Consider the following 14917-nt stretch of genomic DNA (forward strand, 5'->3'; position numbering starts at 1 on the left):
CATCGCTCCTTCTGGTTGGCAAACGTATGTTTGTGCAGTATACTGGAGAAGATTCAAGCCGAGGGGGGAGATCGGGTGAAGCCCTTCAAGGTCGTTGCGCCGTTCGAACCCACGGGTGACCAGCCTCAGGCCATCGAGCGGCTGTCGGAGGGCGTGCTGCGCGGCGCGCGTGAGCAGATCCTGCTGGGCGCCACCGGCACCGGCAAGACGTTCACCATCGCCAAGGTCATCGAGCGGGTCCAGAAGCCCACGCTCGTCCTGGCGCACAACAAGATCCTGGCCGCGCAGCTCTGCTCCGAGTTCCAGCAGTTCTTCCCGGAGAACGCGGTCGAGTACTTCGTATCTTATTACGACTATTACCAGCCGGAAGCCTACATTCCCTCGACCGATACGTATATCGAAAAGGACGCGCTGATCAACGACGAGATCGACAAGCTGCGCCACTCGGCGACGATGGCGCTGTTTGAGCGGCGGGACGTCATCATCGTCGCCTCGGTCTCCTGCATCTACGGCCTGGGCTCGCCGGAGGACTACAAGGACCTGGCCGTCTCCCTGCGGGTGGGCAACCAGGTGGACCGGGACTACATCCTGCGGCGCCTGGTGGACATCCAGTACGAGCGGAACGACCACAACTTCGTCCGCAACAAGTTCCGGGTCCGGGGCGACGTGGTGGAGATCTTCCCCGCGGGCGCGACCGACCGGGCCATCCGCTGCGAGTGGTGGGGCGATGAGATCGAGCGCATCAGCGAGTTCGACCCGCTGACCGGCGAGATCACCGGCACGATGAACCACGTGGCCATCTACCCGGCCAGCCACTATGTGGTGGCGGACGAGAAAAGGGAGCAGGCCCTGGAGTCGATCGAGGAGGAGCTGGAGGCGCGCCTGAAGGAGCTGCGGGCGCAGGGGAAGCTGCTGGAGGCGCAGCGGCTCGAGCAGCGGACCCGCAACGACCTGGAGATGCTCCGGGAGATCGGCTTCTGCAGCGGCATCGAGAACTACAGCCGGCACCTGACCGGGCGCAAGCCGGGGGAGCCGCCCTACACCTTGCTGGACTTCTTCCCGGACGACTGGCTGCTGGTGATCGACGAGAGCCACGTCACCATCCCGCAGGTGGCCGCCATGTACAACGGCGACCGGTCCCGCAAGGAGACCTTGATTGAGTACGGCTTCCGCCTGCCTTCGGCGGCGGACAACCGGCCGCTGAAGTTCGCGGAGTTTGAGGAGCGCATCAACCAGGTCATCTACGTGTCGGCGACGCCGGGGCCGTACGAGCTGGAGCGGGTGCCGAAGCCCCTGGTGGTGGAGCAGATCGTCCGGCCGACGGGCCTCCTGGATCCGGAGGTGGAGGTGCGGCCGATCAAGGGGCAGATCGACGACCTCTACGCGGAGATCCGGGCCCGGGTGAAGAAGAACCAGCGGGTGCTGGTGACCACGCTGACCAAGCGGATGGCCGAGGACCTGACGGAGTACCTGAAGGAGCTCGGCGTGAAGGTGCGCTACATGCACTCGGACGTGGAGACGATCGAGCGCATGCAGATCGTGCGCGACCTGCGGCTCGGCGTCTTCGACGTGCTGGTCGGCATCAACCTGCTGCGGGAGGGGCTGGACATCCCCGAGGTCTCGCTGGTGGCGATCCTGGACGCCGACAAGGAGGGGTTCCTGCGCGCGGAGCGGTCCCTGATCCAGACCATCGGCCGCGCAGCCCGGAACGCCGAGGGCAAGGTGATCATGTACGCGGACCGGGTGACGCAGTCCATGCAGAGGGCGATCAGCGAGACCAACCGGCGCCGGGCCATTCAAGAGGCCTACAACCGGAAGCACGGCATCGTGCCGAAGACGATCGTGAAGCCGGTGCGCGACGTGATCCAGGCGGTCAAGCCGGTGGCGGACGCCGCGCCGATCAACCTGCTGGACACGCCGCCGCACGAGATCCCGAAGGTCGTGGCGAAGCTGCGCAAGGAGATGATGCAGGCGGCGAAGGATCTGGACTTCGAGCGGGCGGCGGAGATCCGGGATATCATTTTCGAGCTGGAGAAGAAGCGGCGGTCATGATGATGTAGTTGTAACCCCGGCTTCCGGGCATCTTGCCCGGGGCCGGGGCTTGACCTTGTCTGTATGGCTGGGTTGTCGGCGCCAAGTCGGGGGCATGTTCGATGACGTAGTCGACCACGGATCCGAAGGGCTGGCCGTGACGGACCGCCCTTCGGCCGCATGTGCAGGTTAGCGCTGCACCTGCAGCGTGACGCAGCGAACCTTGATCGTCCGGGCCGGAACCCTAGATGGTCCATCGTTCCTGATGGCAAGAGCAGAAGGGAGACCATCCGCACGGGACCACCCAGGAGGTGGCGGCAGGAAGCGGGAGAGCAATGCGGCCTCGTGCGCAACGGCTTGCTCAGCGTGCTTTCTCCCGGGACAGACGTACCTACCGCTTGTCCTGGCCCCTGCGGAGCGGCGATTTTTATAAGATAACGCACTATCCTTATATAATACAGGGATATTGCAAGTTTCGGAAAACGAGTGTATGCTAGGGACAAAGAGACTGGCCTGAACCATCCCCTGCCGGAGGCCCCTGCGCCGCACCCTGACCCGGGAACATCGCGGCTGGCACGGCATTCCCACAGGGTGGCCGCACCGTCTGCGGAGCACGGGGGTTCGCTGGCAACCCTTGCCTTGCGCCCGGCCCCGACGCAGAGACGGACGCCCACGCAGGGAGATGGGTGACAGAAAGGGAGGTCATCACTTGATCCGACGCGTGCGGCAGATGTTGGCTGTGGCAGCCTTGCTCACTCGCGGCAGCCTGCGGCAGCCTCTGGTGTATGTCTCCATCGTGAGCATACCCCTGTCCTATTTCTTACTGATGACCCTTCTGGAAGGTGTGAAGCTGGGCCTTCATGCCCTGCTGGGGGCAGCCGTTGCGTTTGGCTTCAACGCGGGCGTCGTCTCCTTGCCGCAGATCGTGTTGATGTACCGTTTTCGCCGTCTGCAGGAGATGATGCTGGCCGGTCCCGTATCACCGCTGATCTATCTGGTGGGCGTGGCTGTGTCCCGACTCTTTTTCATGGCCCCCGGTCTGCTCGCCCTAATCCTCGTTCTGGCTTGGATCGGGGGCATGGCGCTGCACCAGTTGCTAGTCATTATGCTCCTCATGTTGCTCAGCTGGTTCATCGGCAGCCTGCTCGGATTTGTGCTCGCGAGCATGTGGGAGAACCCCGTCACCGTATCCAGTGCTGCCAACATGGCCGGGCTGCTCATGATCCTGTTGCCACCGGTGTATTACCCCGCTGACCTGCTGCCGGCGAGCCTGCGGTGGCTGGTCACGATCATCCCCACCGCGAACATCGCCCAGCTCATGCGGATGGTTGCCGGGCTGAGTTCGGTCGATCCTGCGCAAGGGGCGGTGTACGTGGGGGTTCTGGGGCTGGTGGCAGCCCTGGCGCTATGGTTTGTGAGCCGGAAACCTCAGATGGCCTGAGCCTCTTGTGCTGACCTCAGCGGTCTATTTCTTCGCCGCCAGAGCCGGGTTGGTCTCGCTTACGCTCTCCTTCGCCCGGGCACTCGGCGGCCACCGGCTTCAACCCGGGATCGTGCCGGGGCCACGGCGGCGAACGCCTGTGGACGTCATGTTCGTGTAAGCTTGTGGTCTGACGGAGGGTTGCGCAGTGAACGCCGTGGCAGAACTGGATCATGTCACGAAGCGCTATGGGGAACGGACTGCATTAAGCCAAGTCTCGCTGGAGATTCAGGACGGCGAGATCCTCGTTCTGATCGGCCCCAACGGCGCCGGCAAGACGACTCTGGTGCGGATCCTCTCGGGGCTGCTGCTGCCCGACGAGGGGCGCGTACAAGTGCTGGGGCACAACCCGCACCGTTCTGCGCCCGCGCTGCGGCAGGAAATCGCCGTCGTTCCGCAGCAGGCGGGGCCAGACCCATCGGCCACGCCCTGGGAGCACGTGTACTACTACCTGCTTGCCCGCGGCGTCCCGTCCCCCGCGGCGCGCCAGCAGGCCGAGGAGGCTCTCCGGGACCTGGACCTGTGGGACTCGCGGCACCGGCTGACCCACACCCTGTCCGGCGGCTACCAGCGGCGGGTGCTGCTGGCCATGGCCCTGGCAGCATCCCCGCGGCTGCTGATCCTGGATGAGCCGACCACGGCGCTGGACCCCGCCATTCGGCGGCATACGTGGAATGTCCTGGCAACCAAGCGCCGCGGCTCGATTCTGCTCACCACCCATGACATGGCAGAGGCCGAGGCGCTGGCCGATCGCGTCGCGGTTCTTGCCAAGGGCCAGCTGGTCGCTGTGGCAACCCCCGGGCAACTGCGGGACCGCCTGCCCGCGCAGGAGCGGGTGCACGTGGATATGGATCCGCAGGACCCCCGGGCAGCGTCACTGGCCGAGTTTGGCGCGGTTGAGCCCTACGGCGGCAAGGTGGTCGTCTACCCCGGCTCGCCTGCATCCACCCGCCACCTGGTCGATGCGCTGCTGAATGAGGGCATATCGTTTACCGTCCAGTCCACCACCCTGGAAGATGTCTACCTCCGCCTGCTGACGGCGCCGCAGCCGTCCGTCGCCCCGGGGCGTTCGGCGGAGGCCCGTCATGCCGTCTCCTGAATGCCGCCACAGGTGGTGAGCCGCCTGCGCCGGTCAGGCCCGGCCGGTTCCCGGCGCGTCCCCGACGCGAACGCATGCAGACGGCTCCCGGGCCGGGCGAATCCCTCGGGTTCATGGCCGCCGGATAGCGTCGCGCACGGCGGCCCACGTGCGCCGATTGGATTCCCAGTACAGCGCTGGCTCCACCGCGGAGAGGGGGACCCAGCGCCAGTCGTCGTGCTCCTCAGGGGCGATGCGAACGCTGGCGTGAGGAGCCTCCACCCAGTACAGCTCCTTGCGGATGACCTGTTCCGGAAGGTCAAACTCCCAGCGGCCATCAACCTGGTGGAGGTCCCCGGCCTGTACCCTCAGGCCCGTCTCTTCATAGATCTCTCTGATGCAAGCCTCGCGGGCCGTCTCGCCAGGCTCGATTCCACCCGTGATCGGCTGCCAGAATCCCGTCGGAATCGCCGGGCTGTGCGCCACGTGCAGGAGGAGCACGGCATCCGCCGCGTTCTGCCCGCGCAGGACGACCCAACACTCCACGCTGTTCCTGACTGGTTTGCTGCCCAACAGATGTACCCCCCGTATGGTTTGGACACGCTCGGCGGATAGACGCGGGGTCACCCGCCGGGCCAGATCACTTGACACTGCCGCCCGGGCGGTGGTACGCTGTCCGCGAAGTTACATACTGGGCTCGGTCCACTAGGGGAGCCTTTTGGCTGAGAACAGGTCCGTCGAGACCTGGACCCTTAGCACCTGAACTGGGTAATGCCAGCGGAGGGAAGTGGACGGCCGGCCGTTCAGCGCCTGTGCGGCCGCCTCCACGTCCTTCGTGGAGGCGGCCTTTCGAGTTCCGGGACCCGGCCTCGGGCTCGCCAGGGCGAGTCCGCCCGGCGCGTCCGCCGCAGCGTAAAGTGGCAAGTGAGAAATGGAAAGGTGTGAGCGCTCATGACCCAACCCCGCGCCCTGACCATCGCCGGCTCCGACTCGGGCGGCGGCGCCGGCATCCAGGCCGACCTGAAGACGTTCACCGTCCTGAGGACCTACGGTACCTCGGTGATCACCTGCGTCACCGCGCAGAACACCCTGGGCGTCACGGGCGTCTACCCGCTCACCCCCGAGCAGGTGGCGGCCCAGATGGACGCCGTGCTCTCCGACATCGGCACGGACGCAGCCAAGACCGGCATGCTGTACGACGCCGCCATCATCGCTGCGGTGGCCGACCGGGTAAAGCGGTACGGCGTCCGCAATCTGGTCGTCGACCCGGTGATGATCGCCAAGAGCGGACATGCCCTGCTGCTGCCCGAGGCGCAGGCCGCCGTGCGGGAGCTGCTGCTGCCCCTGGCGCGGGTGGTGACGCCCAACCTGCCCGAGGCCGAGGCCCTGACCGGCATGGCCATCCGCTCCCGCGCGGACATGGAGGCCGCCGGTCGCCGCCTCCTCGAGATGGGGGCGCGGGCAGCCGTGGTGAAAGGCGGCCACCTGGGCGGCGAGCCGGCTGCCGACCTGCTCATCGCCGCCGACGGCAGCCGGCAGTGGCTGGAAGCGGAGCGGGTGGAGAGCCGGCACACCCACGGGACGGGCTGCACCTTCAGCGCCGCCATCGCCGCCGGGCTGGCCCGGGGCCTGGATCTGCCGGAGGCCGTCCGCTTGGCGAAAGACTTCATCACCCTGGCGATCCGGAAGGCGCCGGGCATCGGCGCCGGGCACGGACCCACCAACCACCTGGCCTGGCTGGAGGAAGGGCGCAGCCTGTCCGGAGAGGGGGCGGCGCGGTGATGACGGCCCTGCCTCAGCGGGTGCGGGAACGGCGCCCCCTGGTCCACGCGATGACCAACTACGTGACCATGGACTGGGTTGCCAGGGGGCTCCTGGCCGCCGGCGCCCGGCCGGTGATGGCCCGGGACGGGGCGGAGGCCCATCTGGTCGCCGCGGCGGCCGACGCCCTCGTGCTCAACCTGGGCACCTGGAGCCCCGGGCTGCAGCAGGCGATGCTGGAGGCCGGCGAGGTGGCCTCCCGGCGCGGGATTCCCGTGGTCCTGGACCCGGTGGGCGCAGGGGGGATCGAAACCCGGACCCGCGCGGCTCTGGAGCTGCTGGAGCGGGTGAAGGTGACCGCCGTCCGGGGCAACGCCGGGGAGATCATGGCCTTGGCGGGTGAGCGGGGGCTGGTGCGCGGGGTCGACGGGCCGGAGGAGGCGCTCGGCCTGCGGCTGGAGCGGGCGGCCCGGGCGGCGGCCCGGCGCTTCGGCTGCATCGTGGCCGTCACGGGAGCGGTGGACCTGGTGACCGACGGGCGGCGCACCCTCACCGTCCGCGCCGGTCACCCGCTCATGGCGCAGATCCCCGGGGCCGGCTGCCTGGCGACCGGGCTGGTCGCGGCCTCCCTGGCCGCATCCCCGGCCGCACAGGGCGACGGCGCCGCTCCTGCGCAGGGCGATACCGCCCCGGCCGTGGACGTGGTGGCGGAGTCGCTCCTCTGGGCCGGGTGGGCGGGCGAGCAGGCGGCGTCGGATGCGCCGGGGCCCGGCAGTTTTGCCCTCGCCTATCTGGACCGTCTGGGCCGGGCCGGTTCCCTGCCGGCAGGGCGGATCGCGCCGCCCCTCTCCGAACGGCTCAGCCTGTACGTGCTGGTCAGCGGCGCCACGCCGCCGGAGGTGGTGGAGGCGGTCCTGCAGGCGGGCTGCCGCATGATCCAGTTCCGGGAGAAGCATCTCCCGCTGCCCGTCCAGGTGGCGGCAGCGGGACGGGTGCGGGAGGCCTGCCGGCGCCACGGCGCGCTGCTGCTCATCAACGACCGGGTCGATCTGGCGCTGGCCGTCGGGGCCGACGGGGTGCACCTGGGTCAGGAGGACCTTCCGGTGGCGGTCGCCCGGCGGATTCTCGGACCGGGCGCGGTCATCGGGGCTACCTGCGAGATCCCGGAAGAGGCCCGGATCGCCCAGGAGGCCGGGGCCGACTACATCGGCACCGGTCCGGTCTACGCGACCCCGTCCAAGGCAGACGCCGGGGAGCCCTACGGCCCGGCCGTCGTCCGGCGGGTGAGCCAGGCGACCCACCTCCCGGTGGTGGGCATCGGCGGCATCGGCATCGGCGGCGCGGCGCCCGTGATCGAGGCGGGCGGCGTCGGGGTGGCGGTGATCTCCTCCGTCGTGGGGGCGCCCGATCCCGGGGCTGCGGCCCGGGCCCTTCTCGACGAGGTGGAACGCGCAAAGCAGGGGGTGTCCGCATGAACCGAGTCGAACTGCTGACCCGTATGGCGATCCTGGTGGCGCTGGGCGTCATCTCGTCGTACTTCTCGGCCATCCCCCTCTTCGGGGCGAGGCTCTTCCCCGCCCAGCACGCGATCAATGTGGTGGCGGGCGCCATGCTGGGCCCGGTCTACGGCGGGATCGTGGGGCTCGCCATCGCGCTGATCCGCATCATGCTGGGAAGCGGCACGCTGCTCGCGATTCCGGGGACGCTCTTCGGCGTGGTGCTGGCGGGTCTCCTGTACCAGCGCACCGGCTCCCGGCTGGCGGCCATGGTGGGCGAGGTGATCGGCACCGGCGTGATCGGGGCCGTGGCAGCCTATCCGGTGGCGGTGCTGCTCCTGGGCAACGCCAAGGCGGCGGCGGGCGGTATCGGCTTCTACATCCCCAGCTTCGCAGCCAGCAGCGCCGCCGGGGCCGTGATCGGCGGCCAGGCGCTGGCGCTCCTGCAGCGGTTCCGCCTGATGGCGGCGGGCCGTGCGGCTCACCGGAGCGGTTCGTGAGCGCGAGACCCAAGTGCTTTCCTGAACGCTGTGTACAGCCAGCGGGCTGCGGTCCGCCGCGCGGGCGGTGGATCGCAGCCCCCTATTGCAGGTAGGAGAGGGGATCGACGTACAGCAGGCCGGGGGCGTCCATGATGAACTGTCTGAGCAGGGGCCGGTGGCCCGCGCCGATCAGGACGAGGATCCGGTCCGACTCCTGCCGGGCGAGACGGGCGATGTGACTGAAGATAAACAGGTTTCGCCGGTACCAGTCCGCGACCAGGTTCGCGCCGGCGTACGATTCCCCGGCCCCCACGGGGGCGAGCAGCATGTAGACGGCGTGCAGGGCATCGTGCTCGGCCGAGTTGAGGTAGCGGAGCAGTCCCAGGACGCCGCCTTCGGCTTCCGCCTTTCGCTGCGCCTCCTGCACCTGCCGGGTCATGCGCTCGAACGCGGACAGCAGACCGGTCATGCCCAGGCGGCCGGCCGCGGAGATGACCCCCCGATGTCCAGGTCGATCCTGCAGTCGATGCCGTGGATGCAGGCGTGCCCCATCCCGGCGGCGAGCCGGAAGCCCAGCTGCTCGATTTCGTTCCGCCCCGGCTCCAGCCGGCCGGCCCGGTACGCCTCGTAGCGCTCCTGCCACGGTTGGATGCGGCCGGGCTCAACCTCCACGGCCACCTGGGTGGGGCGGAAGCGCAGCAGCCGCGCCACCACGTCCTCGATCTGCCGCTGATACCCTTCGTCCAGCACGTCCCTGTAGTCGGTCATGACGTAGTCCTGATTGGGGTTGGCCATGTGGTAGGTCCCCAGCACCATGACCCGCGCGCGGCCGCCGGACATGTTGGCATTCCTCCCGAAGACTCGTGAACTGGTAAGACAATTCGGTCATGCCCGCCGGTTTCCTGCTGCTGGATACGGCGGCGACCTCCTGGTGGTGATGCATCCGCCGCTGGCTCCCATCGTCCGCGTCCTGCCGCCGGGCGGATCTGAGGCGGTAATCAGAATGATGTGTAAAAACAGAAGGTAACCTGCCGGCGACAGCCAATAGTTGAGAAAAGCACTCCCGCCTCGCCGGCCGGCGACGGGATGATGAGGAGGGGTTGAGACCCATGACCATGCGGCATCAGCTGACCCTGCACACCATGCTCGAGCGGGCACGGCGGTACTTCCCGGACAAGGAGATCGTCTCCCGCACCGGTTCGGGCATCTACCGGTACACGTACGCCGACTACTACGACCGCACGCGCCGGCTCGCGGCCGCCCTGACCCGCCTGGGCATAAGGCGCGGGGACCGGGTCGGCACCATCGCCTGGAACCACCACAGACACCTGGAGGCCTATTTCGCCGTGCCCTGCATGGGGGCCTCGCTGCACACCATCAACCTGCGGCTGCCCCCGGAACACCTGGCTTACGTGATCAACCACGCCGGCGACCGCGTCCTGCTGATCGACGCGGACCTGGTGCCGCTGGTTGAGGCGGTCCGACCCGAACTGAAGACGGTGGAGCACTTCGTGATCATGGCCGACGGCCCCCTGCCGGAAACCCGGCTCTCGCCGGTCCACAGCTACGAGGAGCTGCTGGCCGCCGCCCCGGACGACTATCGCTTCCCCGAGGACATCGACGAGTGGGCCGAGGCGGGGATGTGCTTCTCCTCGGCCACCACCGGCATGCCGAAGGGGGTCTGCTATGCCCACCGGGCGATCTACCTGCACTCGATGATGGTCTGCATGGCGGACACCGTCGGGATCGGGGAGAGGGACGTGGTCATGCCCGTCGTACCGATGTTCCACGTCAACGCCTGGGGCCTGCCCTTCGCCGCCGTCTGGATGGGCGCCAAGCAGGTGCTGCCCGGCCCGCGTCCCGACCCGCACACCCTGTGCCGGCTGATCCAGGACGAGGAGGTGACCCTGGCCGCCGGCGTGCCGACGGTCTGGATGGGCGTGCTGCAGGCCGTGGAGCAGGAGCGGTACGACCTGTCCTCCATCACCCGGATCGCCTGCGGCGGCGCCGCCCCGCCCCGGGCGTTGATCGAGGCGTACGAACTGAAGCTGGGGGTGCCGTTCCTGCACGCGTATGGCATGACCGAGGGGGCGCCGGTGACCCACGTGGGCCGGCTGAAGTCGACGCTCGAAGGCGCGCCGACGGACCAGCGGTACGCGAAAAAGGCGAAGCAGGGGCTGCTCGCGCCGGGGCTGGACATGAAGGTCGTGGACGCGGAGGGCAAGGAGGTGCCCTGGGACGGCCGGGCCATGGGCGAAATGGCCCTGCGCGGGCCCTGGATCGCCGCCGCGTACTACGAGGACGACCGGACGGCCGAGACGTTCCGGGACGGGTGGTACTACACGGGCGATGTGGTTACCGTGGACCCGGACGGCTACATGCAGATCGTCGACCGGATGAAGGACCTGGTCAAGTCCGGCGGCGAGTGGATTTCCTCGGTCGACCTGGAGAACGCGATCATGGCGCACCCCAAGGTGGCCGAGGCGGCGGTGGTGGCGGTCTACCACCCCAAGTGGCAGGAGCGGCCGCTGGCCTGCGTGGTGCCGAAGCCGGGCGCGGAGCTGACCGCGCAGGAGATCCAGGAGCACCTCAGGGGCCGGGTCGCCGACTGGTGGATCCCGGACGACGTGGTCTTCATCCCCGAGGTGCCGAAGACGAGCGTCGGCAAGTTCGACAAGAAGGTGCTGCGGGCGCAGTTCTGGAACCACCTGGCGCAGCAGGGGGAACCCGTGGACTAGGGGCGGTACGGCCGGCAGGGGGTATCTGCCGCCTAGACCGCCGGTCGGATGCGGCTCCGATCTTCCTCCGCCTGCCGGACCGCCCTCATCGGCCGCGCACAGTATTCTGCGGCGATGCGGCGGGGATGGGCAGGGACGCGAACCTTACAGGGCTAAAGATAAACGCAAATGTTTCGTCTGGAGGACGGCACGCATGGAGAAGACGGCGGTCTTGCTTGTCAACCTCGGAACCCCTGCCGCGCCCGAACCCGCGGCGGTACGGACCTACCTGGCCGAGTTCCTGGGCGACTGGTGGGTAATCGACAAGCCCAGGTGGCAGTGGCTGCCCATCCTGCACGGGATCGTGCTGCGCGCCCGCCCGCCGAAGGTGGCCAGGATCTACCGGGAGATCTGGCTGCCGGAAGGCTCTCCGCTTCTCCACTACTCGCGCCTGCAGCAGGCCGCGCTGCAGGCGCGGCTGGAACCGGAGGGCATCCGCGTGGCGCTGGGCATGACCTATGGCGAGCCTTCGGTGAAGTCGGCCCTGGAGGAGCTGCACCGGTGGGGCGTGCGACGGCTGCTGGTCCTGCCGCTCTTCCCGCAGTACTCCTCGACCACCACGGCCCCGATCTGGAACAGGGTGCAGAAGGCGCTGGACGGCTGGCGGGACCTGCCCGAGCAGATCTTCATCCGGGCGTTCCCCACCCACCCCAAGTACCTGGCGTTCCTCACCGAGCGCATCCGCGCGTTCATCGCGGAGAAGGGCAGGCCCGACGCGCTGGTTCTCTCCTACCACGGTATCCCGCAGGCCTACGCAGATGCCGGCGATGATTACCCGGCCCAGTGCGAGCTGACCACCGAAGCGGTCAGAGCCCGCTTCCCCGACCTGAAGATCGTCCTGGGGTACCAGTCCAAGTTCGGCAACGACCCCTGGCTGGAGCCAGCCACCGAGGACGTGCTGCGGGAGCTGGCCCGCACGGGCCACCGGCACGTGGCGATCATGGCGCCGGGCTTTGCCGCCGACTGCATCGAAACCCTGCATGAGCTGGAAGTCGAGTACGCGGAGGAGTTCGCCAAGGCCGGCGGCGAGCAGCTCCACTACCTCCCGGCCGCCAACGACCACCCGCTGTTCATCGACTGCCTGGAGGACCTGGTGCGGCAGTATCTGCCGTAGGCGGCGCCGAGCGAATCCCATCACGGCGCGCCCCCCTTGTGCGTCGAAAGGGTACGGCCGCGGGCCGGGAACAGGCCCGGTCCGGCCAGGGGAGGCGTTGTTCGTGATGATTCGGCTCACCGTCTTTTCAGACTTCGTGTGACCCTTCTGCTACATCGGCGAGGGACTCGTCGAGAAGCTGAAGCAGGAGCCCGACCTGCAGCTGGAGGTCACCTGGATGCCGTTTCAGCTCAACCCGGCCACGCCGCCGGAGGGCATGTCGCTGGCGGCCTACTTCGGGGACCGCATGCCGCCCGGCCGGCTGGAGCTGATGCAGGCGGAGCTGCGGGCCCGGGCCGAGGCGATGGGCCTGCCGATCGACCCGCCGGCGTTCATCTGTAACACCCGGAGGGCGCATGAACTCGCGGAGTACGCCCGCGACCGGGATCGGCTGGACGCGCTGGTACTGCCGCTGTTTCAGGCCTACTTCGTAGAGGGGCGGAACCTGCACGAGGAAGCGGTGCTGGGACAGGCGGCGGAGGCGGCCGGGCTCGACGCGGAAGCGGCCCTGGCCGCGGTGCGCGCCGGGCAGTATGCGGCGCGCGTGGACGAGCACCTGGCCCTGGCGGCCCGGTACGGGATCCACGGCGTGCCCACCTTTATCGTCAACAACCGGTACAAGATCGTCGGGGCGCAGCCCTACGAGGCGCTGCGGGATGCGCTGAAGCGGATCGCCCGGGAGGGATAGTCTCTTCTTACGCAGGGATTGGCCGCCTGCGGCACGAACTCTCCCCATGCATTCCCGCGTGGAAGGGGGAGTTCCGGTGCACATGACTCGTTGGCTGCGACGCTTCGTGGCCTCCGCCCTGCTGGCGATCATGGTCCTCACCCCCGCGGCCGCGCAGGCCGCGGCGCCCGAGCTGGTGCCCCTGCGGTTCCTGGCCGAGGCCGTGGGGGCCACCGTGGAGTGGGAGAACGACACCCGCACCGTCACCGTCGTGACGGAGGACGGCGTGACCGCGACGCTGAGGATCGGCGAGGCCGAGGCGCTGGTGGACGGGCAGCCCGTTCCCATCGGCGCCGAGGCGGTGATCATCAACGACCGGACCTTCGTGCCCCAGGCATTCATGGACCTGCTCCTGGCCATGCCCGTCGCCTGGGATCCCGAGGCCGGGGAGGCCGTCGTCGACCCCTACATGCTGAAGGCGTTCCGCCTGGTGAACGCCCTGAAGAGCGGTGACTTCGGCGCTGTCAATGCGCAGCTGAGCCCGGCCCTGCAGGAGGCCGTTCCGATGGAGGCCTGGATGCAGATCGCCCTCTCGCTGGCGCCGCTGGGCGAGCTGGGCCGCCCGCAGGTGATGGGCGCCTCCGCCACGGCGGTTCACCACAACGTGGATGTGCTCCTGCCCTTCGCCGTCGCACCGTACAAGGCGATCATCCGGTTCGACGGGGAGGGGCTGGTGGATGACTTCCACCTGAACACGTACCTGCCGGTCGAGACGGCCGGGGCGCCTGCCTACGCCGATCCGGCGGCCTTCGTGGAGGAGGAGGTCGTGGTGGGCGAGGCTCCGTGGGCCCTGCCCGGCACCCTGACGCTGCCCGCCGGTGAGGGGCCCTTCCCCGCCGTGGTGCTGGTTCACGGCTCGGGCCCCAGCGACCGGGATGAGACGGCGTACGCGGTGAAGCCCTTCCGCGACCTGGCCCACGGCCTGGCCGCCCGGGGCATCGCCACCCTGCGCTTCGACAAGCGCACCTTCGTGCACTCCCAGAAGTTCGGCGCCAACCCGAAGTTCACGGTGCAGCAGGAATCGGTGGAGGACGCCCTCGCGGCCGTGCGGCTGCTGGCGGCCGACGAGCGCATCGATGCCGGCCAGATCTACGTCCTGGGCCACTCCCTTGGAGGACTCGTTCTGCCCCGCATCTTTGCGCAGGATGAGGAAGGCCTGATCCGGGGCGGCATCGCGATGGCCGCGGCCAACAGCATCCTCGATGCGCTCGAGGCGCAGAACGAGATCATGGTGCAGACCGGTCAGCTGCCGCTCCTGCAGCTGGAGTTCATCAAGCCGCAGCTGGCCATGCTCCGCGACCCCGCCTTCGACCCGGAGAATCCGCCCGAGGGCTTCGCGCTGGGCACCCCCCACTACTGGCACGACCTGGTGCCCAAGGCGTCTGAACTCCTGAAGGAGCAGGAGCAGCCCGTGCTCTTCCTGCAGGGGGCCCGGGATTTCCAGGTGCCCGTCTCCGAGTTCGAGAGCTTCCAGGCCGATCTCGCGGCGCGGGCCAACGTCACCTTCCAGCTCTTCCCGAAGCTGAACCACCTGTTCACGGAGGGCGAGGGCGAGATCAGCACGCTGGCCGAGTACATGGTTCCGGCCAACGTGCCCGAGTATGTGGTCGAGGCCATCGCCGAATGGATCCGGGCGCTGGCGCCGGACCAGGAGCCGGTGCAGGGGCCGGAGCAGGAGTCGGACCCGGACTCGAACCCGGAGCCGGGGCATCAGCAGGAGCCCGGGACCGGGGATGCAGAGCCGCCTGCGGCAGGGCAGCCGGAGGAGGGGTCCGGCGAACAGGCCCGGGAGCCCGGGGAGTCCGGAGCGGAGGACTGACTACTCACCGCCCGATACGCACACAGGACCAGGGCACACGCGGCCCTGGTCCTGCGCGCGCCATGGCTGGGAGTTTCCCCCTGGCCCGGACTCTGCAAGCTTCTGCGGAAACC

At 68.7% G+C, this 14917-nt stretch carries 13 protein-coding genes and 1 riboswitch; of the genes, 10 read left to right on the plus strand and 3 right to left on the minus strand.

Annotated elements, in window-relative coordinates; genetic code table 11:
- The first annotated feature begins 75 nt into the window (after window positions 1-75).
- The 3 genes from uvrB (at window position 76) to ACZ5UM_RS05780 (ending at window position 4610) form a co-directional block, all read left to right on the plus strand.
- A complete protein-coding gene (uvrB, locus tag ACZ5UM_RS05770) occupies window positions 76-2052 on the plus strand; it encodes an excinuclease ABC subunit UvrB (protein WP_464847420.1) in 1977 nt (658 codons plus the stop codon).
- A gap of 688 nt (window positions 2053-2740) precedes the next feature.
- On the plus strand, window positions 2741-3472 hold the full coding sequence (locus ACZ5UM_RS05775; RefSeq protein ID WP_464847421.1) for an ABC transporter permease: 732 nt from the start codon (window positions 2741-2743) through the stop codon (window positions 3470-3472).
- 187 nt (window positions 3473-3659) lie between these two features.
- Window positions 3660-4610: an ABC transporter ATP-binding protein gene (locus tag ACZ5UM_RS05780; protein ID WP_464847422.1), complete on the plus strand. Its 951-nt coding sequence runs from the start codon at window positions 3660-3662 to the stop codon at window positions 4608-4610.
- Window positions 4611-4721: 111 nt separating this feature from the next.
- On the opposite strand, the gene ACZ5UM_RS05785 is transcribed toward ACZ5UM_RS05780, so the two are convergent.
- Window positions 4722-5162 carry an NUDIX hydrolase gene (locus ACZ5UM_RS05785; RefSeq protein WP_464847423.1) on the minus strand — a complete coding sequence of 147 codons (441 nt, stop codon included), beginning with the start codon at window positions 5160-5162 and terminating at the stop codon, window positions 4722-4724.
- Window positions 5163-5286: 124 nt separating this feature from the next.
- A riboswitch (TPP riboswitch) is annotated at window positions 5287-5392 on the plus strand.
- A gap of 148 nt (window positions 5393-5540) precedes the next feature.
- Between ACZ5UM_RS05785 and thiD the strand changes: the two genes are divergently transcribed.
- The 3 genes from thiD to thiW are packed head-to-tail and all read left to right on the plus strand — an operon-like array spanning window position 5541 to window position 8346.
- Window positions 5541-6371 carry a bifunctional hydroxymethylpyrimidine kinase/phosphomethylpyrimidine kinase gene (thiD, locus tag ACZ5UM_RS05790; protein ID WP_464847426.1) on the plus strand — a complete coding sequence of 277 codons (831 nt, stop codon included), beginning with the start codon at window positions 5541-5543 and terminating at the stop codon, window positions 6369-6371.
- A complete protein-coding gene (gene thiM / locus ACZ5UM_RS05795) occupies window positions 6371-7825 on the plus strand; it encodes a hydroxyethylthiazole kinase (RefSeq protein WP_464847427.1) in 1455 nt (484 codons plus the stop codon). Before thiD ends, thiM begins: the two co-directional genes overlap by 1 nt.
- Complete coding sequence (gene thiW / locus ACZ5UM_RS05800; RefSeq protein WP_464847428.1) at window positions 7822-8346, plus strand: energy coupling factor transporter S component ThiW; 525 nt, start codon at window positions 7822-7824, stop codon at window positions 8344-8346. Before thiM ends, thiW begins: the two co-directional genes overlap by 4 nt.
- A gap of 82 nt (window positions 8347-8428) precedes the next feature.
- On the opposite strand, the gene ACZ5UM_RS05805 is transcribed toward thiW, so the two are convergent.
- Both ACZ5UM_RS05805 and ACZ5UM_RS05810 read right to left on the minus strand, forming a co-directional pair.
- The gene (locus tag ACZ5UM_RS05805; protein ID WP_464847430.1) at window positions 8429-8797 is read right to left on the minus strand and encodes a DUF5694 domain-containing protein; all 369 of its coding nucleotides are present in this window, start codon (window positions 8795-8797) and stop codon (window positions 8429-8431) included.
- Window positions 8794-9168, minus strand: a complete 375-nt coding sequence (locus tag ACZ5UM_RS05810) for a DUF5694 domain-containing protein (RefSeq protein WP_464847432.1) — start codon at window positions 9166-9168, stop codon at window positions 8794-8796. The genes ACZ5UM_RS05805 and ACZ5UM_RS05810 overlap by 4 nt, the downstream gene beginning before the upstream one ends.
- Before the next feature lie 275 nt (window positions 9169-9443).
- Between ACZ5UM_RS05810 and ACZ5UM_RS05815 the strand changes: the two genes are divergently transcribed.
- The 4 genes from ACZ5UM_RS05815 to ACZ5UM_RS05830 all read left to right on the plus strand — a co-directional run bounded on the left by ACZ5UM_RS05815 (window position 9444) and on the right by ACZ5UM_RS05830 (window position 14804).
- Complete coding sequence (locus tag ACZ5UM_RS05815) at window positions 9444-11066, plus strand: long-chain fatty acid--CoA ligase (RefSeq protein ID WP_464848294.1); 1623 nt, start codon at window positions 9444-9446, stop codon at window positions 11064-11066.
- 193 nt (window positions 11067-11259) lie between these two features.
- Window positions 11260-12219, plus strand: coding sequence for a ferrochelatase (gene hemH, locus ACZ5UM_RS05820; RefSeq protein WP_464847436.1), 960 nt, complete (start codon window positions 11260-11262; stop codon window positions 12217-12219).
- 154 nt (window positions 12220-12373) lie between these two features.
- The gene (locus ACZ5UM_RS05825) at window positions 12374-12946 is read left to right on the plus strand and encodes a DsbA family oxidoreductase (protein ID WP_464848296.1); all 573 of its coding nucleotides are present in this window, start codon (window positions 12374-12376) and stop codon (window positions 12944-12946) included.
- An 82-nt stretch (window positions 12947-13028) separates the two neighbouring features.
- Window positions 13029-14804 (plus strand): alpha/beta hydrolase family protein, encoded by a 1776-nt coding sequence (locus ACZ5UM_RS05830; protein WP_464847438.1) that lies wholly within the window; start codon window positions 13029-13031, stop codon window positions 14802-14804.
- Window positions 14805-14917: the final 113 nt, after the last annotated feature.

Source organism: Symbiobacterium ostreiconchae (assembly GCF_055396975.1).

Coding starts and splice junctions, on each gene's coding strand:
- thiD (WP_464847426.1), top strand. CDS start 5,541: ATGACCCAACCCCGCGCCCTGACCATCGCCGGCTCCGACTCGGGCGGC.
- thiM (WP_464847427.1), top strand. CDS start 6,371: ATGACGGCCCTGCCTCAGCGGGTGCGGGAACGGCGCCCCCTGGTCCAC.
- thiW (WP_464847428.1), top strand. CDS start 7,822: ATGAACCGAGTCGAACTGCTGACCCGTATGGCGATCCTGGTGGCGCTG.
- ACZ5UM_RS05805 (WP_464847430.1), bottom strand. CDS start 8,797: ATGACCGGTCTGCTGTCCGCGTTCGAGCGCATGACCCGGCAGGTGCAG.
- ACZ5UM_RS05810 (WP_464847432.1), bottom strand. CDS start 9,168: ATGTCCGGCGGCCGCGCGCGGGTCATGGTGCTGGGGACCTACCACATG.
- ACZ5UM_RS05815 (WP_464848294.1), top strand. CDS start 9,444: ATGCGGCATCAGCTGACCCTGCACACCATGCTCGAGCGGGCACGGCGG.
- hemH (WP_464847436.1), top strand. CDS start 11,260: ATGGAGAAGACGGCGGTCTTGCTTGTCAACCTCGGAACCCCTGCCGCG.
- ACZ5UM_RS05830 (WP_464847438.1), top strand. CDS start 13,029: ATGACTCGTTGGCTGCGACGCTTCGTGGCCTCCGCCCTGCTGGCGATC.